Source organism: Aurantivibrio plasticivorans (assembly GCF_055392955.1).
This window is the reverse complement of record NZ_AP036020.1, coordinates 3,453,765-3,477,637: the sequence shown is the minus strand read 5'-3', so window position 1 is coordinate 3,477,637 and position 23,873 is coordinate 3,453,765. Positions and strand designations below refer to the sequence as shown.

General features: G+C 46.3%; 21 protein-coding genes. 12 read left to right on the top strand and 9 right to left on the bottom strand.

The window, feature by feature from the left end:
* Positions 1-186 precede the first annotated feature (186 nt).
* Entirely contained in the window at positions 187-2,436 is a 2,250-nt protein-coding gene (locus ACZ5NB_RS15520) for an esterase-like activity of phytase family protein (protein WP_460233166.1), read from the top strand.
* A 75-nt stretch (positions 2,437-2,511) separates the two neighbouring features.
* On the opposite strand, the gene ACZ5NB_RS15515 is transcribed toward ACZ5NB_RS15520, so the two are convergent.
* Complete coding sequence (locus ACZ5NB_RS15515; protein WP_460233523.1) at positions 2,512-3,027, bottom strand: MarR family winged helix-turn-helix transcriptional regulator; 516 nt, start codon at positions 3,025-3,027, stop codon at positions 2,512-2,514.
* Positions 3,028-3,401: 374 nt separating this feature from the next.
* Between ACZ5NB_RS15515 and ectA the strand changes: the two genes are divergently transcribed.
* The 10 genes from ectA (at position 3,402) to ACZ5NB_RS15465 (ending at position 14,978) form a co-directional block, all read left to right on the top strand.
* Positions 3,402-3,914, top strand: a complete 513-nt coding sequence (gene ectA, locus ACZ5NB_RS15510; protein WP_460233165.1) for a diaminobutyrate acetyltransferase — start codon at positions 3,402-3,404, stop codon at positions 3,912-3,914.
* A 106-nt stretch (positions 3,915-4,020) separates the two neighbouring features.
* Positions 4,021-5,340: a diaminobutyrate--2-oxoglutarate transaminase gene (gene ectB / locus ACZ5NB_RS15505; protein WP_460233164.1), complete on the top strand. Its 1,320-nt coding sequence runs from the start codon at positions 4,021-4,023 to the stop codon at positions 5,338-5,340.
* A gap of 58 nt (positions 5,341-5,398) precedes the next feature.
* On the top strand, positions 5,399-5,800 hold the full coding sequence (locus ACZ5NB_RS15500; RefSeq protein ID WP_460233163.1) for an ectoine synthase: 402 nt from the start codon (positions 5,399-5,401) through the stop codon (positions 5,798-5,800).
* A gap of 66 nt (positions 5,801-5,866) precedes the next feature.
* Positions 5,867-7,300: an aspartate kinase gene (locus ACZ5NB_RS15495; protein ID WP_460233522.1), complete on the top strand. Its 1,434-nt coding sequence runs from the start codon at positions 5,867-5,869 to the stop codon at positions 7,298-7,300.
* Positions 7,285-8,172, top strand: a complete 888-nt coding sequence (locus ACZ5NB_RS15490; RefSeq protein WP_460233162.1) for a TPR end-of-group domain-containing protein — start codon at positions 7,285-7,287, stop codon at positions 8,170-8,172. The genes ACZ5NB_RS15495 and ACZ5NB_RS15490 overlap by 16 nt, the downstream gene beginning before the upstream one ends.
* 44 nt (positions 8,173-8,216) lie before the next feature.
* The gene (locus ACZ5NB_RS15485) at positions 8,217-9,629 is read left to right on the top strand and encodes a sodium/proline symporter (RefSeq protein WP_460233161.1); all 1,413 of its coding nucleotides are present in this window, start codon (positions 8,217-8,219) and stop codon (positions 9,627-9,629) included.
* Positions 9,630-9,946: 317 nt separating this feature from the next.
* Entirely contained in the window at positions 9,947-12,622 is a 2,676-nt protein-coding gene (locus ACZ5NB_RS15480) for a sensor histidine kinase (protein WP_460233160.1), read from the top strand.
* 2 nt (positions 12,623-12,624) lie between these two features.
* Positions 12,625-13,065 (top strand): response regulator, encoded by a 441-nt coding sequence (locus ACZ5NB_RS15475; RefSeq protein WP_460233159.1) that lies wholly within the window; start codon positions 12,625-12,627, stop codon positions 13,063-13,065.
* Positions 13,066-13,147: 82 nt separating this feature from the next.
* Entirely contained in the window at positions 13,148-14,080 is a 933-nt protein-coding gene (locus tag ACZ5NB_RS15470) for a GGDEF domain-containing protein (RefSeq protein ID WP_464107572.1), read from the top strand.
* Positions 14,081-14,180: 100 nt separating this feature from the next.
* Positions 14,181-14,978: a TatD family hydrolase gene (locus ACZ5NB_RS15465; RefSeq protein WP_460233157.1), complete on the top strand. Its 798-nt coding sequence runs from the start codon at positions 14,181-14,183 to the stop codon at positions 14,976-14,978.
* On the opposite strand, the gene tcdA is transcribed toward ACZ5NB_RS15465, so the two are convergent.
* From tcdA to ACZ5NB_RS15425, 8 genes are all read right to left on the bottom strand, one after another.
* On the bottom strand, positions 14,958-15,773 hold the full coding sequence (gene tcdA / locus ACZ5NB_RS15460; RefSeq protein ID WP_460233156.1) for a tRNA cyclic N6-threonylcarbamoyladenosine(37) synthase TcdA: 816 nt from the start codon (positions 15,771-15,773) through the stop codon (positions 14,958-14,960). The genes ACZ5NB_RS15465 and tcdA overlap by 21 nt on opposite strands.
* A 102-nt stretch (positions 15,774-15,875) precedes the next feature.
* Positions 15,876-16,502 (bottom strand): bifunctional 4-hydroxy-2-oxoglutarate aldolase/2-dehydro-3-deoxy-phosphogluconate aldolase, encoded by a 627-nt coding sequence (eda, locus tag ACZ5NB_RS15455; protein ID WP_460233155.1) that lies wholly within the window; start codon positions 16,500-16,502, stop codon positions 15,876-15,878.
* Between the two features lie 27 nt (positions 16,503-16,529).
* Entirely contained in the window at positions 16,530-18,344 is a 1,815-nt protein-coding gene (gene edd, locus ACZ5NB_RS15450) for a phosphogluconate dehydratase (protein ID WP_460233154.1), read from the bottom strand.
* Between the two features lie 26 nt (positions 18,345-18,370).
* Positions 18,371-19,072 carry a 6-phosphogluconolactonase gene (pgl, locus tag ACZ5NB_RS15445; RefSeq protein WP_460233153.1) on the bottom strand — a complete coding sequence of 234 codons (702 nt, stop codon included), beginning with the start codon at positions 19,070-19,072 and terminating at the stop codon, positions 18,371-18,373.
* Between the two features lie 67 nt (positions 19,073-19,139).
* On the bottom strand, positions 19,140-20,591 hold the full coding sequence (gene zwf / locus ACZ5NB_RS15440; protein WP_460233152.1) for a glucose-6-phosphate dehydrogenase: 1,452 nt from the start codon (positions 20,589-20,591) through the stop codon (positions 19,140-19,142).
* A gap of 188 nt (positions 20,592-20,779) precedes the next feature.
* A complete protein-coding gene (locus ACZ5NB_RS15435; protein WP_460233151.1) occupies positions 20,780-21,640 on the bottom strand; it encodes a hypothetical protein in 861 nt (286 codons plus the stop codon).
* 99 nt (positions 21,641-21,739) lie between these two features.
* Complete coding sequence (locus tag ACZ5NB_RS15430) at positions 21,740-23,017, bottom strand: MFS transporter (RefSeq protein ID WP_460233150.1); 1,278 nt, start codon at positions 23,015-23,017, stop codon at positions 21,740-21,742.
* A 30-nt stretch (positions 23,018-23,047) separates the two neighbouring features.
* The gene (locus ACZ5NB_RS15425) at positions 23,048-23,458 is read right to left on the bottom strand and encodes a PaaI family thioesterase (RefSeq protein ID WP_460233149.1); all 411 of its coding nucleotides are present in this window, start codon (positions 23,456-23,458) and stop codon (positions 23,048-23,050) included.
* A 153-nt stretch (positions 23,459-23,611) separates the two neighbouring features.
* On the opposite strand from ACZ5NB_RS15425, the gene ACZ5NB_RS15420 reads away from it, so the two are divergent.
* The gene (locus tag ACZ5NB_RS15420; protein WP_460233148.1) at positions 23,612-23,854 is read left to right on the top strand and encodes a DUF3820 family protein; all 243 of its coding nucleotides are present in this window, start codon (positions 23,612-23,614) and stop codon (positions 23,852-23,854) included.
* The last annotated feature ends 19 nt before the right edge of the window (positions 23,855-23,873 follow it).

Sequence of the window (23,873 nt, the reverse complement as noted above, 5' to 3'; positions counted from 1 at the left end):
GTGATCGACAAGCCTCGCTTTTAGCGGGGCTGTTTTTTATAAGAGAATTCTTATAGGGAAGTTTTTATGCCCAATTATTCATGCGGACGTGGGCGTTTTAATCGTTCAGATTGAGAGCGGATTTTATCTGTAATTTAGATGATGAACATGAGTTTTTCGTAATGCTAAAACCATAGGAGACCTATTTTGAAATCGAATTCGAAAAAATCAGTGGTGATCGTGATGCTAGCCAGTACCATCGCGCTGTTGCCGGCTGTAGCATGCTCTTCCCACCAAAGTCACAAGCACACTAAAAGCCAAGAATATTTTACACGTGTTGCGACGTTTCCTGTCTATGAAAACTTAAGTATGTCTCAAGGTGATCAACTTGACGATGAAACGTCAGCTGAAATTAGTGCGGCGAGTCAAGATGGTATGGTTGTGTATTATAGCAACAGTCCAAAAGAGCGCGTAGGTATGGTGGATATTTCGGACATCTCAAGTCCAGAGCCTGCGGGCTTTATTCAGCTTGATGGCGAGCCTACCTCTGTCGCGGTGAACGGCAAATTTTTATTAGTGGCTGTGAATACATCGCCTAGTTTTACGGAACCCAGTGGAAAACTGTCTGTTTATTCTATCGAAGACCCTAAGGCTCCAGTGTGGGTGAAAGACTTTGATGTAGAGGGCCAACCTGATGCAATTGCTGTTAGCCCGGATGGACGCTATGCCGCTATTGCTATAGAAAATGAACGTGATGAAGATCTGAATGATGGTGTGCTTCCCCAATTTCCAGCAGGACACCTTATATCGCTGAAAATGAAAGGCGATGTTCATCGCTGGAAACGGCAAAAGATAGCGTTAACTGGATACGCCGACATAGCGCCTGCTGACCCGGAACCCGAATACGTCACAATTAATCGGTCAAATATCGCTGCTGTTTCGCTACAAGAAAATAATCATATCGTATTGGTGAATTTGCGTAAGGGAAAGGTAATAAAAGATTTTAGCGCGGGTGCGCCGGATCTTTTTGATATAGATGCCATTGAAGATGATGTAATCAACCCCGTGGATATGATTGCTGACCGACGACGTGAACCCGATGCCATTGCTTGGGTAGGCAATCATTGGATTGCATCAGCGAATGAAGGTGATTACGAAGACGAAAATGGTGTCGAAGGTGGTAGCCGTGGCTTCACGCTATTTAAAAGAAATGGCAAGGTGAAGTACGAGTCCGGCGCTAGTTTTGAGCACCATGTACTGCGTGCAGGACATTACCCTGAAAATCGTTCAGAAAATAAGGGTATCGAACCCGAAGCCGTTCTTTTCGAAAAATTTGGACGCAATCCATTTTTGTTTGTTGGTAGTGAACGAGGGAATATTGTCGGAGTGTATACGTTGCACCCTAAAAAAGCGCCACGCTTGCATCAGTTGTTACCGACGACTATTGGCCCGGAGGGGGTTTTGGCAATACCAGAGCGAAATTTGCTGGTTGTTTCCAGTGAAGTTGATGATGCCAACGAAGGCTTTCGCTCAACAATTGGTCTCTACCAATTCGGTGCAAGCGAACCGAACTATCCACAGATTGTGTCGGATGCACAGCGGCTTATTCCGTGGGGGGCGTTGAGTGGTATGGTAGCAGATCGACTAGATAACAAAACCGTGTATCTTGTACCCGACAGTTACTATAAGCAGTCGCGATTTTTTACCGCGGATGTCTCGCAAACTCCTGCTGTTATTAAAAGTGCGACCGTGCTTACAAAGGATGGTGAACCGGTGGACTATGACTTGGAAGGGATCGCACAGAGAGCGGATGGAAGCTTTTGGATGGTATCTGAAGGCAAAAAGGGCACTCGGCCCAATTTACTCATTCTGGTGAGTAAAGGTGGTGAGGTGCTTCAGGAAGTGTTGCTCCCAGAAAACGTTATTAGTAAACAAAAAAATAACGGCTTTGAAGGTGTAGCGGTAGTCGGCTCGGATGCTAATGAATACGTTGTGGTTGCATTCCAGCGTGAGTGGAGCGATGACCCCGCTGGTTTTACTCGGATTGGTTTCTACTCGCCGGCGACCGAACAATGGACGTTTGCTTATTATCCGCTTGACACTGCGCAGCCCGATACATGGATTGGTTTAAGTGAAATCTCCGCCATTGATGACCAGCGTTTTGTTGTCGTAGAGCGCGATAACCAGCAAGGACCCAGTGCACAAGTGAAGCGTTTGTACCAATTTTCCATAGCGGGCGTTGTGCCGGTTGCAGAGGGCCAGAGCTTTCCCATTTTATCAAAAACCCTGGTGAAGGATGTGTTGCCAGATTTGCAGAGCACTAATGGTTGGGTGGTTGATAAGCTGGAGGGAGTTGCTATTACCCCGTCAGGTAATGTATTTGTTTCCACTGACAATGATGGTGTTGATGATGCGGCGGGTGAAACTCGATTTATTAATCTGGGTAAGTTGTTTTAAAGTCTGCATTCAAACTAAAAAAGGAGCTGATTTTATCAGCTCCTTTTTGTTGTCTAATTAATTCTTATTGTCTAATTACTTCGACGACTCAATGTACGCTTCTGGCTTTTCGAGATGTGAGTGTCTATCTAGGGTGCCGACATCCAGTACGGGGGAGGCATCAATGTGCTGTGCGTCCATCATGTGGGCCACGCGTTGTAGAGATGAAATGATCATCGCCTGTTCCCACTCTTGTAAATCATTAAATTGCCGTGCGAACTGATCTTGTAACGGCATTGGCGCTGTTTTGAGTATCTCGTACCCCTCGTCGGTTAATGACGCGTATACCTTACGTTTGTCAGATTGCGCTCGCTCTCGCCGAACAAATTCACGTTTTTCCAGCCGGTCCAATATCGTCGTCACTGTCGCTTGGCTCAAGCTCACGGCGCTCGCAAGTTCGCCAATGGTGACTTCTTGCTTCTCTCTAATTACCTGCAAAATCAAAATTTGCGGAGCTGTTAGCCCCGTGGTTTTGGCTAGGTGTTTTGAATGGAGGTCGGTAGCGCGAATAACTCGTCGCAGAGCTATAAGAACTTCTTCGATGCGGTCCAACTGTATTTCCTCGGGCTCTAAGGGCAGCTGATTATTATAAGCGCTAATACTGATTCTTCCGAGTTGCTTTGACATCTAAATAAGTACTTTTTAGTGGGTTGCTGTGAGGCCTTTAGGCTACCAATTGTATGAAAATCATCCGGTTTTTGGGTTTAAAGGACTCTTTAGAGCACTAAACCTTCGTATTTCGATGAATACTACGCCATTTAAAGCGAACTGGACAGATTATTTATTTAGTGTACTATATATATAGTTTTCCTATCCACCCGGATTTATGCCGATATTAGCGTGGATAGTGATCAATTAATGGCCGGATCGGCCATTTTTAGTATAAAAATCAAATTGAACTGTAAATATTAGTTGTATATCTAAATATGGATAATGAATTGTTGGCTGAGCAGGTAATAACGCTCAGAGCTCCTACTGCACTGGATGGCGCACACGTCCACAGGTTAGTTAGCCGTTGCCCCCCGCTTGATCCCAACTCTGTGTATTGCAATTTGTTGCAGTGCAGCCATTTTGCTAGCACCTCGGTCGCGGCAGTTTTGGATGGCGAGTTAGTCGGGTTCGTGAGCGGTTATGTGATACCGGAAAAGCCCCATGTGCTATTTGTGTGGCAAGTGGCGGTTGGTGAGGCCGCGCGCGGACGAGGCCTGGCAACCAAGATGGTGTCGTCGATTCTGGCTCGTGACACACTGAAGTCGGTCACACATATCGAAACCACTATCACCGAAGATAATCAGGCTTCCTGGAATTTATTCCGGGGTTTGGCCAAGGCTCATAGCGCAGAACTGAGCTCTGAGGTGTTCTTCTCTAAAGAAGAGCATTTTTTAGGGGAGCACGACTCGGAGCATCTTGTGTCGATAGGCCCTCTAGCGCGGACCTGATATCCAAGACCATATTCACCCTTAATAATACTGAATCTTGATGTTGGCTTGCTTATTAGGTGGGTCAGCAAAAACTATAGATAACATCATCCTACTGGAGAGAGTAATGAAAATATTCGACGAAATTGAATCAGAAGTACAAAGTTACGCGCGATCGTTTCCTCGCGTATTTAACCGAGCAAAAGATGAATACTTGTACGATGAAGATGGTAAAGAATATCTAGACTTTTTAGCGGGCGCGGGAACGCTAAACTATGGTCACAACAACGATCACTTTAAAGAGAAGCTGATTGAGTATATCGTTGCTGACGGCATTTCCCACGGTTTAGATCTTCACACAAAAGCGAAAGGTGAGTTCCTCGAGGCTTTTAATCAAAAAATTCTAAAGCCGCGTGGACTTGATTATGTTGTGCAATTTACTGGGCCTACGGGTACAAATTCGGTTGAGGCAGCACTGAAGCTAGCACGTAATATTACAGGCCGTGAAAATATTATTTCGTTTACCAACGGTTTTCATGGCGTAAGTCTTGGATCGTTATCGGCAACCGGTAATTCACACCATCGTGGAGCTGCTGGTGTGAGTCTGCCTGGTACTTCACGTATGCCATACGATGGATACCTTGGCGACGACATTGATACCACTGCCTACTTGGACAAAGTGTTGTCAGATTCTAGTAGTGGTATCGATAAGCCGGCCGCGGTTTTGGTTGAAACTGTTCAAGGCGAAGGTGGTATCAACGCTGCTACCAAAGAGTGGTTGCAAAACCTTGACGCCGTTTGTAAAAAGCACGAAGTCTTTCTAATCGTTGATGATATTCAAGCTGGCTGTGGTCGTACCGGTGATTTCTTTAGTTTTGAGGAAGCAGGAATATATCCAGATATTGTTACCTTGTCCAAATCGTTGAGTGGTTATGGTTTGCCTTTTGCTGTCGTGTTGATTCGACCTGAGCTTGATATTTGGCGTCCGGGCGAGCACAACGGTACTTTCCGGGGTAACAACATGGCGTTTGTCACTGCAAAAGCAGCTATTGATACGTATTGGAGTGATGATAAGTTCAGTAAAGAAATCAAGCGCAAGGGTAAGTATATTGCTTCGCGCCTCGAAGAGATTGTAGAAAAATACGGAGAAGGTAACTTCACGACGCGCGGCCGAGGAATGTTTCGAGGTATTAATTGCGTCAATGGTGAAATTGCCGGAAAAATCACTAAGGCAGCTTTTTCAAAAGGCTTGATTATTGAGACAAGTGGTGCCGACGATCAGGTGGTTAAGTTTTTGGTGCCGTTGACGATCAGTGATGTCAACCTGAAAAAGGGCATCGATATTGTTGAAGGTGCGATTAAAGATGTGTGTGCTAAAGAAGACTCGATTCCTGAAGAGATCGATTACTTCGATGAAGAGCATGATGAAGCGCGCATGGCAGGATAACCACGCAAACCTTTGCAAGCGCGTAAAAATTTAAAGAGAGATTGAAGAGAGAAAAAGAATGATCGTTAGAACGTTACAAGAGGCTAATGACAGTAGTCGACGAATCGTCTCGCCGGAAGGTAGTTGGGAAAGTACTCGCATGTTGTTGAAAGATGACAATATGGGGTTCTCATTTCATATCACAACTATTTATGAGGGAGCAGATTTTCAAATGCATTATCAAAATCATTTGGAATCTGTTTATTGTATTTCTGGTGAGGGTGAGGTCGAAACGGTTGCGGATGGCAAAAAATACCCCATCAAGCCCGGCACGCTCTATATTCTGGATAAGCACGACAAGCATTTTTTGCGTGCGAACAAGGAGATGGTGATGGCGTGTGTGTTTAACCCGCCACTTAACGGTAAGGAAGTGCACAATGCGGAAGGTGCATATGAGCTAGATGCGGAGTCTATTGAATAGGGGTTGTATTGTAGCGAAATACCCACTTCTCATTCTTAAGCGAAATAATTGGAAAATACAATGAAAATGCATACCGTCGAAAAAATTGGTGGAACCTCAATGAGTGACTATCAAGCGGTAAGAGATAATATTATTAGTAAAGCAGCATCCCATGGAGGTTTATTTCAGCGAGTTTTCGTTGTCTCAGCCTATGGTGGTATCACTAATGATTTATTAGAGCATAAAAAAACCGGTGAGCCTGGTGTCTACGCATTATTCGCCAATACCGTGAATGATGATAGCTGGTCCAACGGCTTGCAAAACCTTAAAGAGAAAATGTTTGCTATTAACGCCCTGTTGTTTGGTGAAAGCGAGCTGTCCAAAGCTAATGACTTTATCGGCCAGCGCATTGAGGATACGCGTCAATGTTTGGCTGACCTGCACCGTCTTTGTCAGCATGGCCACTTCTCATTAGAAGATCATCTAGCAACAGTGCGAGAGATGCTGGCGAGCCTTGGTGAAGCGCATAGTGCCTGGAATACCGCTGAGTTATTGCAGCGCGATGGTATCAACGCCCGATTTGTTGATTTGACTGGCTGGCAGTGCGATGACCATATGTCATTGGATGAGCGCATTCAGTTGGCTTTTGAGCATGTGGATCTCGAAACTGAAGTGCCCATTGTGACGGGCTACGCACATAGCGCGGACGGCTTAATGTCAACGTTCGATCGTGGTTACAGCGAAATGACATTTAGTCGTTTAGCTGTCATTACCGAAGCAGCCGAGGCGGTAATCCATAAAGAGTTCCACTTAAGCAGTGCCGATCCTCGCTTGGTTGGTGAGCCAAACGCTGTACCTATTGGTCGTACCAATTATGATGTTGCCGATCAGTTAGCGAACTTAGGTATGGAAGCGATTCACCCGAAAGCGGCGAAAGGATTGCGGCAGCACAATATTCCACTGCGCGTGAAGAATACGTTCGAGCCTGATCATGCGGGCACGTTAATTACTCGCGACTATGTCAGTGACGAGCCTTGTGTTGAAATTATTGCGGGTTGTACAGGTGTCTACGCAATTGAACTCTACGATCAGGATATGTCGGGTAACATTACTCGATACGATGGCGAGATCCTGAGCCTCATCAAACGATTTAGAGCGCAAATCGTATCGAAGGATATGAATGCCAATACGATTACGCACTACTTATCTACAAGCCTCAAGATGGTGAAGCGAATTCGTCGTGAGCTAGAGAAAGCTTTCCCGGATGCAGAAATTAACCAGCGTCAGGTTGCTATTGTGTCTGCGTTTGGCAGTGATATGAAGATTTCGGGGCTGTTGGCCAAAGCGGTTGCTTCGTTGGCGGAACGTGATATCAATGTGCTGGCAGTGCATCAGCCCATGCGGCAGGTGGATATGCAATTTGTTATTGATGAAGATGACTTTGATAGGGCAGTGAAAGCACTCCATGCAGCCTTGGTTGAGATACATGATCATGGGGCCGCAATATGTCTCGCGTCTTAATTGCTCTGTTTCTCATTTTTTCGGCGCAAGTATTCAGCCAGGATTCGTCATCATCAGCAGATGACCCGGTAGCTCAGAACGTAGACGACTTACAAGAACCGCTATACACGCCATTTATTGAGCGTTATATGCTTGATGAGATTCGTCAATTGCGCGTCGATATGGCAGCGCAAAAACATGAGTTGATTCAGCAAGTTGTAGATAGAGAAATTGGTGCTGTAGATAGGGCAATTACCTATGCCACTGATACAGTAACCTATTTTTTCTATTTGATTGCCGGTGCTTCCTCAGTGCTTGTGCTTATTGGGTGGTCATCTATTCGGGAAATTAAAGAGCGTGTTCATTCTCTTGCGGATGAAGAAATTTCCAAGCTGGTGGATGAATATGAGCAACGTTTGAGAACCATTGAGCAGCAATTAAGTCAGCGAACTCAAAGTATCGAAGAAAATAGAGAAGAGATCGAGCTCACGCGAGAGATCCAATCGTTGTGGCTGCGCGCGGCCCAGGATACCAACCCAAATAGCAAGATCGCGATCTACGATCAAATATTAACGCTTAACGCACTAGACTGCGAAGCCTTGACCTATAAGGCTGACGCGGTCCTCGAGTTGGGTGAGCCTCAGTGGGCCGCTAACTTGTGTCACCAAGCGCTTGCTGTTGATGATAAAAACAGTCACGCGTTTTACCAGCTAGCCTGTGCATACGCATCAATGGAAAAAAGTGACGAAGCGGTATTTTATTTAAAGCAAGCACTTCAAATTAGTGATAGCTATCGCAGTGAAATGCAAACCGATGCAGCTTTAAATGTGCTTCGAGATCACCCCGGTTTTATTCAATTGCTGAGCGATGGCATCGCTAAGAGCCCCGAATAGAAACTGCCTTCATAAAAAACCAATAAATATCGTTAAGGCTGGACATGATCGTTACATTTCTCATTTTTCTCGCCGCTTTCACTTTGGTGGGGCTATCTTCAGCATTTAAAAGTGATCACACCGGTAAAGATTATTACTTGGCAAGTAACAGTGTTAACCCGCTACTTGTGGGGCTGTCTGCTGTTGCCACAAATAATTCCGGTTATATGTTTATTGGTGTAATCGGTTATACCTATGCCACAGGCCTGGCTTCAATATGGCTAATGATTGGTTGGATTCTTGGAGATTTTCTTGCGTCATTATTTGTGCATCAGCGCCTTAGGGTCGCGACTGAACGAACGGGTGAAGTGAGTTTTGCCGGGGTATTAAGTTATTGGTACGGTGGTCACAATAGTCGATTGCAACGATTAATCGGTGCTATATCGGTACTTTTTCTGTTGGCCTATGCGGGTGCTCAGTTAGTCGCGGGAAGTAAAGCTTTACATGTTTTATTTGGTTGGGATAACTGGGTGGGTGCAAGTTTAGGTGCAGCCATGGTGGCACTGTACTGCCTCGCCGGTGGTATTCGAGCGTCTATTTGGACTGACGCAGCGCAATCGGTGGTCATGATTTTTGCGATGGGGTTACTGTTAATTGTTGCTGTGAGCTCCCTCGGTGGCGTGACCCCCGCGCTTAATAGTATGCAAGCGATCCCGGACTTTATGGACTGGGTGCCAAAAGACATGGTATTTCCCGGCGTCGCGGGTGGTGTGATTTTCGCATTGGGCTGGTTGGTTGCTGGGCTATCGGTGATAGGCCAGCCGCACATCATGGTGCGTTTTATGACATTACGTGATAGCGGAGATATGTGGCGCGCGCGAGCGTGGTACTACATTTGGTTTAGTGCTTTTTATATGATGGCGACAATGGTGGGTATGCTTTCGCGTATCTATATTCAAGACGGCGCTAACTTTGATGCGGAATTGGCACTTCCAACTATGGCAATGGAATTGCTCTCGCCAATGATGGTGGGAGTTATTCTCGCAGGTATTTTCGCGGCAACTATGTCAACGGCTGATTCTCTTATCCTCAGTTGCTCAGCTGCCATTACTCACGACCTTTTACCTCACAAGGTAGAAAACCCATTGCTGATAAAAGGTGCCACTCTACTCATCACAATGGCAGCGCTAACCTGGGCATTGTTCAATTCTCAGAGCGTTTTTAGCTTGGTTATTTTGGCATGGTCGGGTATGGCAAGCGCGTTCGCGCCGTTGTTGATTTTGCGTTGCTTTGGGTGGAAAAGTTCTCAGCAGCACGCAATAGTAGCTGTTATTGTTGGGCTTGCTGCAGCTATTGTTTGGCGTTGGTTCGGCTTGCATAACGCACTTTATGAGGGGCTACCGGGTATCGCCGCAGGTCTGGTTGTCCTGGTTGCGTTAGGTAAGCTAATTGGCGACCCTCAACACGAACGCGACTGATGATCTCCGCTGTTATTGCCGATCTAAATCAGTAGTGCGCTTTTGATTTGCACGTGGTTGTCCCCGGTCTCTTTTTATCAATATTCTCTCTATTGTTGCCGTAAGGCCTTCCCTTTAATTTGTCTCAATCCAATGCTGTTACTGCTCATTCGTGTATCGCTTTGAACTAATAGTCTGTCTTTTTTTGTGGTTATCAAAAGGGGATTTAACAGGCAGAAGCAGTGTGATCCATCTATAGTTAAAAGACCAAAGTGAAATAGTACTGACGGCTGTGTTCGGTCGTCAGTTTTCTCGTGGTAACGCAGAGGTCTTCTACGGTGGGTTGGGCAGAAAAATTTTTCAGCATGGACTTTATGCCGCACGGAAGTTGTTATCTGTGGCAGCCGGGTATTCTTTGGACAAATGTCATTTCCGACCTGCTAATCGCATTGGCATATTTCTCGATACCGATCGCACTTCTCATACTTGTCCGCAAGCGTGAGGATCTTGGCTTTAAAGGCATTTTCCTTTTATTTGCGTCGTTCATTTTACTCTGTGGAATAACTCATCTTTTTTCTATCTATACCGTGTGGTGCGGTGCCTATGGTGTTCATGGTGTATTAAAGGCAATGACTGCTCTGGTATCCATTTTTACCGCCGTGGCTTTGTACAAGTTGCTGCCCGCACTACTCAAAATTCCCAGTCCAGCCCAACTGGAAGAGGCCGTTCAGCGCACGGCGGAAGAAAAACTAAAACTATCGAAAATTGAAGTAAAGCGACAAGCGGAGGCAATATTTAAATTTTCGATTGAGTTGTTGCCTCGGGGGCTATTGGTTGTTGACACAAATTTGAAGATACGAATAGCCAATAAGGAGCTTGAAAAGCTCTTTGGCTACGAACCGGATGAATTAGTGGGGGAGCATTTATCGGAGCTACTTTTAACAGATCATGCCATTCACCATGATGTGCTCGTAAAGAACTATATGGATAACCCTTCACAAGGGCACATGATGGCAGCGGGACGGGTGGTGCGAGGAAAACGAAAAAATGGAGAGGAGGTTTTTATTGAGATTAGCTTATCGGTACACGAGTCAGACGGTGAAAAATTTGCATTCGCTATGGTGACAAACCTTAGTGATGTCATGGCGGGAAAAGAACAATTTTTGGAAAGCAGTAATCGCATTAAGCGAGCAGTTAATGCTATTGATGATGGGATCTGGGAGTGGAACATTCAAACCAATGATGTGTGGTACAGCCAAAGGCTTCAAGAACTCATTGGATTTTGTGACGACTCACGGTTGCCAACGTACTACGACTGGGAAAATCATATCTTTCCCGAAGATAGAGATTATGTTGCAGGGCAGTTAAAAGCACATTTTAACAGTAAGCAGCCTTTCGATATTCTTTATCGAGGGACCTCAGGAGACGGCAATTTAGAATGGATGCGCACAAGAGGTAACACAATCTTTGACGACCAAGATAAGCCGCTGTTGATGTCGGGAACACTGTCAAATGTTAATTCTTTTAAGGTGCTGGAGGAACAGTTACGGGAAAAAACGCGTTTTCTCAATGCAGTATTGGATAAGTCGTTATGTGGAACGTATATCTATGATATAGAAAAGCGGAAAAACACATTCATCAACATGATGTATACCGAGATTACCGGGTATTCAATAGAAGATATTAGTGAGCTTGCGTTACGGGGAAAATTCGCCTCTATTTTCCATCCCGATGATGTTGACTTAGTTGCGCAGCATTTTGAATCGCTTATAGCAAACGAGGGAAAACTGGGCGAGCCTCTGGAGTATCGTCTAAAGCATAAAAAGGGGTATTGGATATGGTGTTACTCGCGCGATGCAGTCTACACGCTGGATGAGACCGGTAAGCCTAGAGAAATTCTAGGAACATTCTTTGATATTACTGCACTGAAAGAGCGAGAGGAGCGTTTGAAAGCACTTAGTTTAGATTTTATCGCAACGTTCGAGCAGGCGGCTGTTGGTATTTCACATGTTTCAATGGATGGTACTTGGTTAAAAGCGAATAAAAAATTGTGCGATATATTAGGTTATGATTGGGAGGGTTTATCAAGTCTCAGCGTACAAGATGTGACTTTCGATGATGATTTTTCTCAAGATGAGCGGGAATTAAATCGTCTGCTAAACGGTGAGATTGATCAGTATGTGATTGAAAAGCGTTTGATAAAGAAAAATGGTGACGTGGTTTGGACGTTGGTCACAGGTTCTCTCGTGAAGGATGAAAATGGCGAAGCAGAATATTTTATTCTCGTTGTTGAGGATATCTCGGAACGTAAAGCGATGGAGCGGTCGCTTGCAAACTCTAATGCGTCCCTTGAGCGATTCGCTTACTCTGCATCTCATGATATGCAAGAGCCGTTGCGTAAGATAATCGCATTCACTGATAGTATTGAACAGCGGCTAGTGGGCAAGCTTGATGATCCAGACGCTCGTTATGAGCTAAATCGAATAACCGATGCTACCTCTCGTATGCGAGCAATGATCGATAGCCTATTAATGCTGTCCCGTATTACAAAAGAAAAGATTAACAAGCGTGAAACTACGTTCAAGGAAATGATGACAGTCGTTCTAGATGATCTGTCTGAACTGTGCGAGGAGGCTAGCCCAACCATCGCTGTACATGGTGATGCAGAGTTGTATGTAGACTTGCCTACCTTTCAACAGATAATGCGCAACCTCATTGTGAATGCTATTCGCTATGCCAAACCAGGTGAAAACCCAAGGATAGATATAGATTGCGAGCGGATTAATAGCGATGTCGTTATCTCGGTCATCGACCAAGGGCGCGGTTTTGACTCGAAATTTTCTGAGCAAGTGTTTGAACCTTTTCGGCGTTTGGTGGGGCGAGAGATATCTGGCTCTGGTATGGGGCTCGCGCTGTGTAGGCAAATCGCGGTCACGCACGGTGGCAATATAACCGCTGAAAGTGAGTTGGGCTCTTTCAGTTGCTTTACCTTAACGATGCCTTGCAAGGAGTAATAATGGTTGGGCCACGTAAGGAGCATCTCATACTATTTGTCGATGATGACCCTGATGATCAATATTTGTTGTCGTCTGCGGTTAATAAAATGGATGATCCACCTCAATTTCGTGCAGTCAGCTCAGCGGAACAAATGTTTTCTTTCTTGCAGGACTGCGAAGCCCAGGACCCCGTGACTCTACCGAGCTTGATCTTGCTGGATCTCAATATGCCAGGAATCGACGGTAAAGAGGCCTTGTTTAAATTGCGAAGTTCCTCTGCTTATTCGTGTATTCCAGTGGTGGTGTATACCACCTCAAATTCGGATTATGACATCAATGACTCATATCGGCTTGGAGCAAGTTCCTTCATTCGCAAGCCCGCAACCTTGAGTGATATGCAGACCTGCATGGAAACACTATGTCGCTATTGGTTCGATGTGGTTGCGCTGAGCATTAATTGAATATATGAACTAAACTGAATTAAACAACGCAGCTATATAGCGATCTCTTAACTCACTATCGACCCGCTAGGTGAAGGTAACTATGGAAAGTGAAGAAGATGCTTTCCGAGAGAAGAAAACGCGACTTCTGGTAATTGAAGATGATCCAGATGATGTCTATTTGTTACGGCGTATGCTGGAGAGCGATCACCGCCGTAACTACGAATTGCAGCATTATACGAGTGTTGATAGTGCACTAGACGCAGTTGCGCGAATTGATGTTGATGTCATCTTGTTGGATCTCGGATTAAGCAACACCCAAGGACTGTCAACACTCAATCACCTTCTCTCGGTGGTTAGCGATATCCCTGTGGTTGTATTCACCGGTGCAAATGATGAAGAGATCGGGGAGCTCGCGGTAAAGGCTGGTGCTGAAGACTTTGTCCCTAAAGGTGAGGCGACTGCTGGTATATTATCGCGCTCTATCACTTATGCGATTGACAGGCACGCCCTTCTGCGAAAACTTAAAGACCAAGCCATTAAAGACCCGCTTACGGGGTTGCCGAACCGTACGGCATTATTTGATCGGCTAGAAATTCTATTTAACAACATGGAGCGCAACGACGGCCATTTGGCACTGGCGATGCTAGATCTTGATGGGTTTAAGCAGGTCAACGATAGTTATGGTCATCGTGTCGGAGATGATATGTTGAGTCATATCTCTGCGAGGTTGCAAAAACAGTTGCGGCGATCCGATATGGCCGTTCGGCTGGGGGGTGACGAATTTGTCTTGTTATTAACTAACTACAGTGATCGAGGCGAATTGGTGGATGTTATTAACAAGAAACGAGCGGTTCTGGTTGAACCTTTAACGTTAGATACTCCCAGCGGCATTACAAAGTTTGATATGAGTGTTAGCATCGGCGTGGCAGAGTGGGAGGTTGGTGTGAGCCCAGAAAATTTATTGTCGATAGCCGATGAGGCGATGTATATTGGCAAGCATAACGGTAAAAATACTATTCATTATGCCAAGTAATACACAACACAAAATAACGTATAATTCCAAATAACGTATAATACGCAGTAATTTATCACACAGTAACGCGCAAAACGCTGCCGACATCTCATCTCTCCTCATGGACTTTATCGATAGTCATTGCCATCTAGATTTCTCCAAATTTGATTTGGATCGCGATCAAATTATGGAAGCCTGTCTGGCTACAGGTATTTCCCATATAGTGGTACCCGGTGTTAATCCGGCCCAGTGGCGATCATTACATGATTTGGTGAAAACAAACCCCATGTTGAGCTTCGCTGTAGGCATACACCCATGGTGGCTAGACAAAATTGACACCGTGAATCCGAAAGCTAAGACTTTAGTCAGTTGGCTGAAACCGCAGTGTGATTTTTATATACAGGATAAACACTGCGTTGCGATAGGCGAGGCGGGACTGGACAAGCTCATCGACATATCCATGGCGGTACAAGTTGAATATTTGAAAGCGCAAATACGCATTGCAAACTGCTTTGAAAAGCCTTTGATTTTACATTGCGTAAAAGCACACAACGAAATGCTTCAGCTGTTAAGCGAAGAGCCTGTGGCGCGAGGTGGTGTTATTCACGGATTTAGCGGCAGTGCAGCACTAGCCAGGCAATATATTGATAAAGGGTTTTTAATTGGTGTTGGGGGGACAATTACTTATAGCCGAGCAAGCAAGACGAGAAACGCTATCGCAGCGCTACCTCTGCAGGCTATATTACTAGAAACTGATGCGCCCGATATGCCGTTGTGTGGTCATCAGGGCGAGAGAAACTCACCGCTACAACTCATCGAAGTGGCGCATGCATTGGCTGATCTGAAAAACATTACGCTAGCCGAAGTTGCAGAGCAAACGACGGAGAATGCATGCAACTTATTTGCGTTGTCGAAATAACCCCAGTTGTTTTTGCAGGAATCGTTGAATGGCTTGGTCCGCTGCGATAAAGCCAAACGTACCGGTCACAATGACAGACGATCCAAACCCTCCCGCGCAATCTAATTTAACACCGGCTTGCAAGGCCTGCTTGTCTTGGCAAACGCTACCGTCAGGTTTGGGGAATACCATTTGTTCTTTTGAGTACACAGCATCTATTCGAAACTTACGGTCTTTATCGCGTGAAAAGTGGTAGATACGGTATAGCTGGCTGCGAATTTTGACTAGCATGGGATCGCTTTCGGTTTTCCCTAAATCGCCAACGCAAATTTGTTGTGGGTCTCTTTTACCGCCAGAAGAACCGACCATAATAAGACGAATTTTCCGAGCACTACAGTACGAGGCAAGGCCTGCTTTGATATGCGCAGAGTCCATCGCATCTATCACCACGTCGTGATTTGGACTAATTAAATCAGGAATATTTTTCTTGGTGACAAAATCTCGAACAGTGTGAATTTTCAGCTCGGGATTAATGTCTAACAAGCGAGTTGACATGACATCATTCTTACCTTGCCCGACAGTTGACTGCATAGCGTGCAGCTGTCGGTTGGTATTGGTCACACAAACGTCGTCAAGTTCGATTAACGTTAACTCACCGACGCCGCAACGCGCGAGCGCTTCCGCCGCCCAACTGCCGACACCTCCGAGACCAATGACGACGAAATGTGCTTGAGACAGAGCTTCGAGCGCTGCTTGCCCATAGAGGCGAGCGGTGCCGCTAAAACGGTCGAGATAAGATTGGGTCAGTGGAGGCATAAACAACGTTGTAATATGACTAATTGGCTAAGACAGAAAGGGCCGTTGTTTTAACGTAAAATACGCTGCCTATCAAGATGTTAATTAAGGGGTGCGATTGATTTAGGCCGCCGTAACCGCCTCGCGTGAGAGTGCAGTAATTTGATCCCATTGCTGAGTATGAATCAATTCCGGAGCTACCATCCAAGAACCACCGATAGCTACTACGTTACTCAGGCTCAAATACTGTTGGTAATTACTAGGATTCACGCCCCCTGTCGGGCAGAAGAGGGCTTCGGAAAAGGGTGAGGCCAGAGACTTCAATAGCGCCATCCCTCCCACCGCTTCTGCTGGAAAGAGTTTGAAGCATTTCCTTCCCGTATCCAGGCCAGCCATTAACTCAGAGGGAGTCGCTACACCGGGCAATAAGTGGATATCGTTTTCAGTCGCAGCATCACAAATCTCGAGTGATAAACCTGGGCTAACCGCGAAAGCTACACCGCCTAACGCTGCCAGCTTCTCGATGTCTTGGCCAGTTTTTATGGTACCTGCTGCGACGTAAAAATCAGATAAGGTTTCCTTTACGGCGCTAATGGCATCCCATGCGGCGGCTGTTCGCAATGTGATTTCTGCTACGTTGATGCCGCCGGCTTGCAGCGATCTGCAAACGTCAATAGCCTCTTCCGCAGAATTAACCGTTAACACCGGAATTATTCGTAGCTCTTGCAGTAACTTCGCTAGATAGTTCATTGCGTATATGGTGTCCTTTGTTGCGGTTTAAGTGAAGTCAAAGACAGATGCGCCAAGACTTGCTGCGCCGACACTTGCGCGAAACTGGCTAAATAAATTTCTTCCCAGTGTGCTGTGATCATGATCATGAGAAATGCATTCTCGCGTAGCCCATACCTCGGCATCGACATGGGCTTCTAACACTCCGGCAGTCGCGTCAAATTCTATGACATCGCCATCGCGTAACTTTGCAATGTCTCCTCCGGCGTAGGCTTCTGGTGACACGTGTATCGCAGATGGGACCTTGCCTGACGCGCCGGACATTCTTCCATCGGTAACCAGTGCTACCTTAAACCCTCTGTCTTGCAGAGTGCCAAGATAGGGCGATAGATTGTGTAGCTCCGGCATGCCATTTGCCTGCGGCCCCTGGAAACGCACGACGGCAATGAAGTCCTTTTCCAATTCGCCATTCTCGAAAGCCACTTTTAAACTGTCTTGGTCATGAAAAATAACGCAAGGGGCTTTAATCGATTGATGTTCTGGTTTGACGGCCGACACTTTGCTGACGGCTTCCCCTAAATTACCCGCTAATACCCGCAGGCCGCCTTCTTGGGCAAAAGGCGAAGCAGTAGGGCGCAGTACTTCGTCCCATTTTGTTTGTTCAATTGGGGCATCCCATTCGATGCTTTCCGATTGACTGAGCATTGGCGGGCATTCGTAAGCGGATAAACCCTCGCCCATGATTGTCTTGACTTGATCGTTAAGCAGGCCTGCCCTGCGTAATTCTTTAATTAAGAATGCCGTCCCGCCAGCTCGTTGGAATGCATTAACATCTTCTTGACCGTTGGGGTAGACCCTTACTAATAATGGAACAACCTCCGACAGCGCCTGGAACTCGCGCCATGTTAATTGAATGCCTGCGGCTTTGGCGATGGCGACAATGTGCAGGGTATGGTTTGTTGATCCACCAGAGGCTAACAGAGCGACTATGGCATTGATTATTGATGCTGGTGTAACCACATCGGACAGCGGTATGTGCGTAGAGGGCGCGTTAGCTTGTATAAGACGCGTCACCGTTTCTTGCAGCAGCGCTTTGCGTAGCGGATCGCTCGGTGGCACAAATGAAGCGCCGGGTAGCTGTATGCCCATCACTTCCATCAACACCTGATTGGTGTTGGCAGTACCATAAAATGTGCAGGTCCCTGCGCTGTGGTAGCTGGCAGATTCAGTTGCCAAGAGTTCTTCTTTACTGGCTTTGCCTTCGACATAACGTTGCCGCACGGCGGCTTTTTCTTTGTTTGAGATCCCGGTAGGCATGGGGCCAGCCGGGAAGAAAACGCAGGGAAGGTGGCCGAACTGCAGCGATCCGATTAAAAGTCCAGGCACTATTTTGTCGCAAACGCCCAGGCAAAGAGCGGCGTCAAACATATTGTGACTAAGTGAGATGGCCGTAGCCATTGCGATAACGTCTCGACTAAATAGACTTAGCTCCATGCCAGGCCGACCTTGTGTGACACCATCACACATGGCTGGAACACCCCCTGCCACTTGCGCCGTTGAGCCTAACGACCGAGCAAATTCAGCAATGAGTGCCGGATATTCCGCTAGTGGTTGATGCGCCGAAAGCATGTCGTTGTAGGCGTTAACGACACCGATGTTTGCGCTGTGCATTAAGCGGATTGTGTCTTTGTCAGAAGCTGAACACGCAGCAAATCCATGAGCAAAGTTGCCGCATGAAAGGGACTGTCGCGGCGGCTCCTCATCTAGCGTACGTTGCAAACTTTCTAAATAGGCACGTCGACTTGCAGCACTTCGCTCGGTGAGTTGAGCGGTAACTTGTTCAACTATAGGATGTGTAGACATGCCTAGCTCCTCGCGCGTAACTCGTCTTATGCTTCTTCAGCAAAAAATATTTCAACCAATTTCTCTGGGTGATTGACGATGGCGGAAATCGGGTACTTGGTCGTTTGATGATTGTCGATTGCATCTTGTAACACCCGACGTTTTTCATCGCCAACTATATGAAGGAAAATGGCGTGGCTATTTAAGATAACAGGCAATGTTAACGTCATACGCTCATGCGGCGCGTTGGGCGGAGTGACGGCACATACGATATTATCGCCATTGGGGTCCATTGCTTCATCTAGCGTATCGGCATCAGGAAAAAACGATGCCGTATGGCCGTCAGCACCCATCCCAAGAATGGCCACATCGATGGGTAAAATAGGTTCGATACGTTTGGAAATAGTTTGTACGCTGTCGTAGGGGGAGTCGTAAGGGGCTTTCAAGCTAATAAACGTTGCACGCTTTGCTTGACCAGCGAGCAAGTATTCTTTTACCAAACCTGCATTGGCGTCAGCGTGGCGAGAATCAACCCATCGTTCATCAATGAGTGTGACTGTAACACGATCCCATAAAACATTTTGCTCAGATAGCGCAGAAAATAAATTAATGGGTGTTTTGCCACCGGATACGGCAAGCGTGGCATGACTACGGCTCGCAATAGCTTGTTTCAGCTGTTGTGCAATCATTGGTGCGAGGGAGTCGATTAATTCACTGTCTGTTGGAAATTCGTGCAGTTGGTACGTCACTGTGATTACCTTGGTGTATTGAACATGTCATCATTTCCTTTAAAACGTGGTGTATAAAATCTCCGTTTTATCCTTCTACCCAATTGCGATCATCGCGCGCAATTAGGGCAATACTTTCTGACGGCCCCCAACTTCCTGCAGGGTAACCAATTACTTTTTGTTTGCTCGATTGCCAGCCTGCAATGATATCGTCCACCCATTGCCATGCGGCTTCAACTTGTTCTGCCCGCATAAATAACGTTGAATTCGCGCGCATTACATCGAACAATAGACGCTCGTAAGCATCAGGTACACGTCGGTTACTAAAAGCTTCCGAGAGCGATAAGTCTAGCGGCACAGCTTCCAGCGACATTGGGTCATCCAGTCCTGGCACTTTATTGAGTAGTTGTAAATGAATGCCCTCATTGGGTTGCAATCGAATCACTAAGCGGTTTGGGCTGCTCACTTGCTGGTCGGTGAAAATGGCATGGGGTAAGTCACGAAACTGAATGACAATTTCTGAATATTTTTTTATCATGCGTTTTCCCGTTCGTAAGTAAAACGGGACCCCAGCCCAACGCCAATTGTCGATTTCTGCTTTTATGGCAACGAATGTTTCTGTCGTCGAGTTAGCGCGTGCGCCCTCTTCTTCAAGATAACCAGGCACAGCGTTACCTTTGATAGAACCACTTTGATACTGACCACGGACTGTTTTATCCCTGACATCAAATTTGTCCATGGGTTTCAAGCTGCGCAGTACTTTGAGTTTTTCATCATGAACAGAGCGTGCGTCCAGCTTGGTGGGCGGTTCCATTGCCGCAAGACATAGCAGTTGCAACAAATGGTTTTGAACCATATCCCTTAGCGCTCCCGCCTCATCATAAAACCCCCAGCGACCTTCGATGCCAACAGTTTCGGCGACAGTTATTTGCACATGGTCAATGTAGTGGTGGTTCCATAGCGGTTCAAAGAGTACGTTGGCAAAACGCATCGCTAACAGATTTTGAACGGTTTCTTTACCGAGGTAGTGGTCTATACGGTAGACCTGCTCTTCCTTAAAAATTTCTGTGAGACTGTTGTTGATTTCTAAAAAGCTTTCACGATCATCGCCTAACGGTTTTTCAACGACAATGCGGGTATTGTCTCGCACTAAGCCCACGGCCCAAAGGCTTTGGCAAATAGGTGCAAAGATGGATGGCGGCGTAGCGAGGTAAATAATTAAATCACGTTTGGTATCACCGAACACGTCGTGCGACAAGCGATCTAAGTCGGATTCTTTTGTTGCGTCAGCCTGAAAATAATGTAAGCGTTGCGAAAATTTTGACCAAAGAGCCTCTTCAAGTGGCTCATTATGAAACTTGATAAATTTTTCTTTTACTCGTTCAGAAAAATACTCGCTGTCAATTTCACTCCTGGCGATACCGACTACACGAACACAGTCCGCAAGGCACCCAGATTCATCCAGGTGGTAGAGCGCGGGATACAATTTTCGATAAGCGAGATCGCCATCACCACCGATGACTAAAATATCGCAGTACATTTGTTAGCTCCAAAAGAAATAAGCCGCCAATGAACTGTTGAGTTTTGACGCTATGCCACCCCTGCCAAAGGGTGTGTAGTGTGTAACTATTGTTAATGTATTACTACGAGTCACACTCTCAATAAAGTTTAGTGAGGTTTATGTTGCAAAATTAGTGCCGACGTCTGTTGAGCGCGGTTTAGGTTTAGCTACGCTACGGCTTTAAACGTTTTTGTCGCAACGAAGGAAATGCATATTTGTTGCTGTTGAGGCCTATCTTTGCTAGCTAATATAAATTCGCCATTGACTTGCATGTGCGCGGCATTGCTCGCTGTTAACAACACAGCGTTTTCACACTGGGCACGTTTAAGCTTGTCTCGGATGTCCCACAGTGTTTTACCTGGGGAGGGGTGAGGAAGGCTCATAATAAAAAGCACATTCTGTTTTCCATTGTGTGCTATCAACGTATTGCCAGAATAGGGAGGTGTTTGGATCGCACCGTTGTGTCGCACTTGATCCATCAATGCATTGTTGGCTTGCAGTGGTGATAACAAGAGCCCAGCTTGATGGGTGGATGTGCCATTGATAAGCGGTCCAAAAGGAATGGAATCAATGATGATGGGTTTACAATTGCTGATTGTGGAATTGGCGCGCTGAGTTGGTTTCTCGTGATAAAACTGGAACCGCGTGCCGCGTGTAGTACTCGAATTGTGCCAAAAATTGGCGATTGAGAAATTGTCGGACAGGTGTTGGCCCGCAGGCCGTCGGTTAAATACACGTGTACCTGATCGTGGACTAGTGTCGTTGCTGGTAAGCGCGTCGGCACTCAGACCATAAAAATCACCATGAATAGTAATACTTTGATTATTGTGTGAGTGGCTATGTGATGGCAGGGGCTTGGGAGTGTTTCCAACAAAGCGGGGTACCATCCGCGCATGATCGTTTAGCGCTGTAAAAATGACACCATTATCGGAAAAGGCAGCGATGGTGTCCGTCGCAATGGCTGCGTGAACGGTGGCCCAAAATTGTTGGCTGCCATCGATAGATAACGCGCGTAACTTTACACTCATGCCATTCTCCTTTACTCACTCTCTATTTAGTGTAGTGCCTAAAGCAAAACAGGTAAACACAGTGCAGTTTTCCTGGGAGGGTATTGGTGATCTGCGCAGCTAGTTGGCTCTACGAAGAGGGCCCCCCCAGATGAAAATAATTAGCCCTATCAAACCTGCCAATGCCGCAAGCCAATAAGCGCCGCCGTAGCTACCGCTAAAACTAAAAGCCAAACCCAATACCATTGGGCCTGCTGCAGTTCCCCAAGAAGAAAGTAAGCTTGCGAAAGAGAATATTTTTGCATAGTCACGTGGACCAAAAGCTTCGGCGATCAATAGAGGCTGGAGCATCAATAGATTACCGACGGTAATTCCAAAACACGCTAGTCCAAGGCATAGCGTAAATGGAGCGTAATCCGTGGCTAATAAAGTCAGTGCGAACACCTGCAAGAACATGATATTAAGAGCAAATACTCTTAAGGACATAAGCCCGATAAGCCAGCCCCCGGCTAAACGCCCAATAATACTGGCAGTGGGCAAAATCGCGACGGCAAGCGCGGTTTGTGTTTCGCTAAGTAATTGTTTTGCGAGACCATACTGGTGGGCAATACCACCCACCTGGGCCAGCATAAGCAAAATAAAGGAAAGACTCACTCCCCAAAAAAATCGCTGATGCTTGGCATCACTGTAACTGATGCCATTGGCTATTTTGGTCGAGGATGTGTTTAGTGTTGTTTCCAGTGTGACTGGTTTCTCATTGATTGGCTTGTCACCATCTGGGAGCAGGTTCATGTCGGCGGGATATGGACGAAGCCACAGCCAAGCTGTTGGGATTATGCCAATTAAAAATACCAAACCAAAAACCGGTGTCGCTGCGCGGAGTCCCCAGGCTTCAACGAGTGCTGCGCAGGGGGGTGTCACCAGGATGCCGCCCAATGACAAGCCGGTAGAGGCGACGGACAATGCAACCGCTCGTCGACGAACAAACCATCGCGTGATGAGGGTTGTTGCAGGCAATAAACCCGCTGCCGAAAAACCTGCACCGAAAAGACTGTAGCTCAAATACAGTTGCCACAGAGCATCGGAGTAACGAACACCGATTAATGCCAAACAGCTGAGTGCAGCGCCTATCGAAATGAGAACTCTAGGATCTACTCTGTCAATTACTTTGCCGATCCAAAGCCCCGCAAAACCACTACTCAGAAAAAATATAGTTACCGCTAGTGACGCATCTTCTAGATTGAATAGCCCTTCTTTGGCGAATGCGTCGAGAAAAACGGCATGATTGTAAAAACTCAGGCCGGAGGTGAAGGTAAGAATGACCAGCAACGCCAGTGCTACTTTCCAGCCAAAAAACATCGGCTGTTTGCTAAGACTAGAATGACTGTTGCTGGACATAGTGATCGAAAATCAATGTAAACGAGGTGACTAATTTTGGGGATACAAAATCATTTGTGTGCAGCGAAACAGCGCGATGGTTTTGCCGGTATCTCGATGGACAACCTCGGCATCCCACACCTGCGTGGTTTTGCCTTTGTGAAAAACCCGTGCCGTACACTCAACCGTGCCTTCTCTTGCGGTACCCAGGTGATTAGATTTTAACTCTATGGTGGTAAAGCCTTGTGCGCCTTCCGGTAGAATGGCCATGCAGCCTAACCCGCAGCAGGTATCCGCAAGACTTACAACACTCCCAGCATGCATAAAACCGTTGGGTGCCATAACGTGTTGGCTAACCGGCAACTCTGCAGTAAAACTGTCCTCATCGACATTTAATACTTTGATGCCTAAGTGTCCTGGAAGGTAAGATCGGATACGTTGATTGAAATCATCAGGGGTCATATGCTGGGGCCTTTTCTCAAAGTCTGGCGAAGTATTTTAGCCAGCCAGAATATTTTAAATTGGTGTAAAGTGCGAGTTAGAATCGCCGAATGTAAGGTTAGAATAGCTAAAGAGTGGCGGTGGATCATTTAGATCGTAGAACGAGGTAAGAAAGTGAGTGAATTTGACGGAGAGTTGCTCGTGGCTGCGGTAAACCAGGTGATGCCATTTGGAAAGTATAAAGGGCGTATTTTGTTAGAGTTGCCGGAGCCGTACTTAGTTTGGTTCAATCAGCAAGGGTTTCCTAAAGGCAAGCTTGGCGAACAGTTAGCAATGATGTATGAGGTCAAAAGAAATGGCCTTGAAGACATTTGTCGGCCGTTGGTTACTGCACGCACAGTTGGCAGCAAAACCTAGCTGGGACATAAGTGTATTC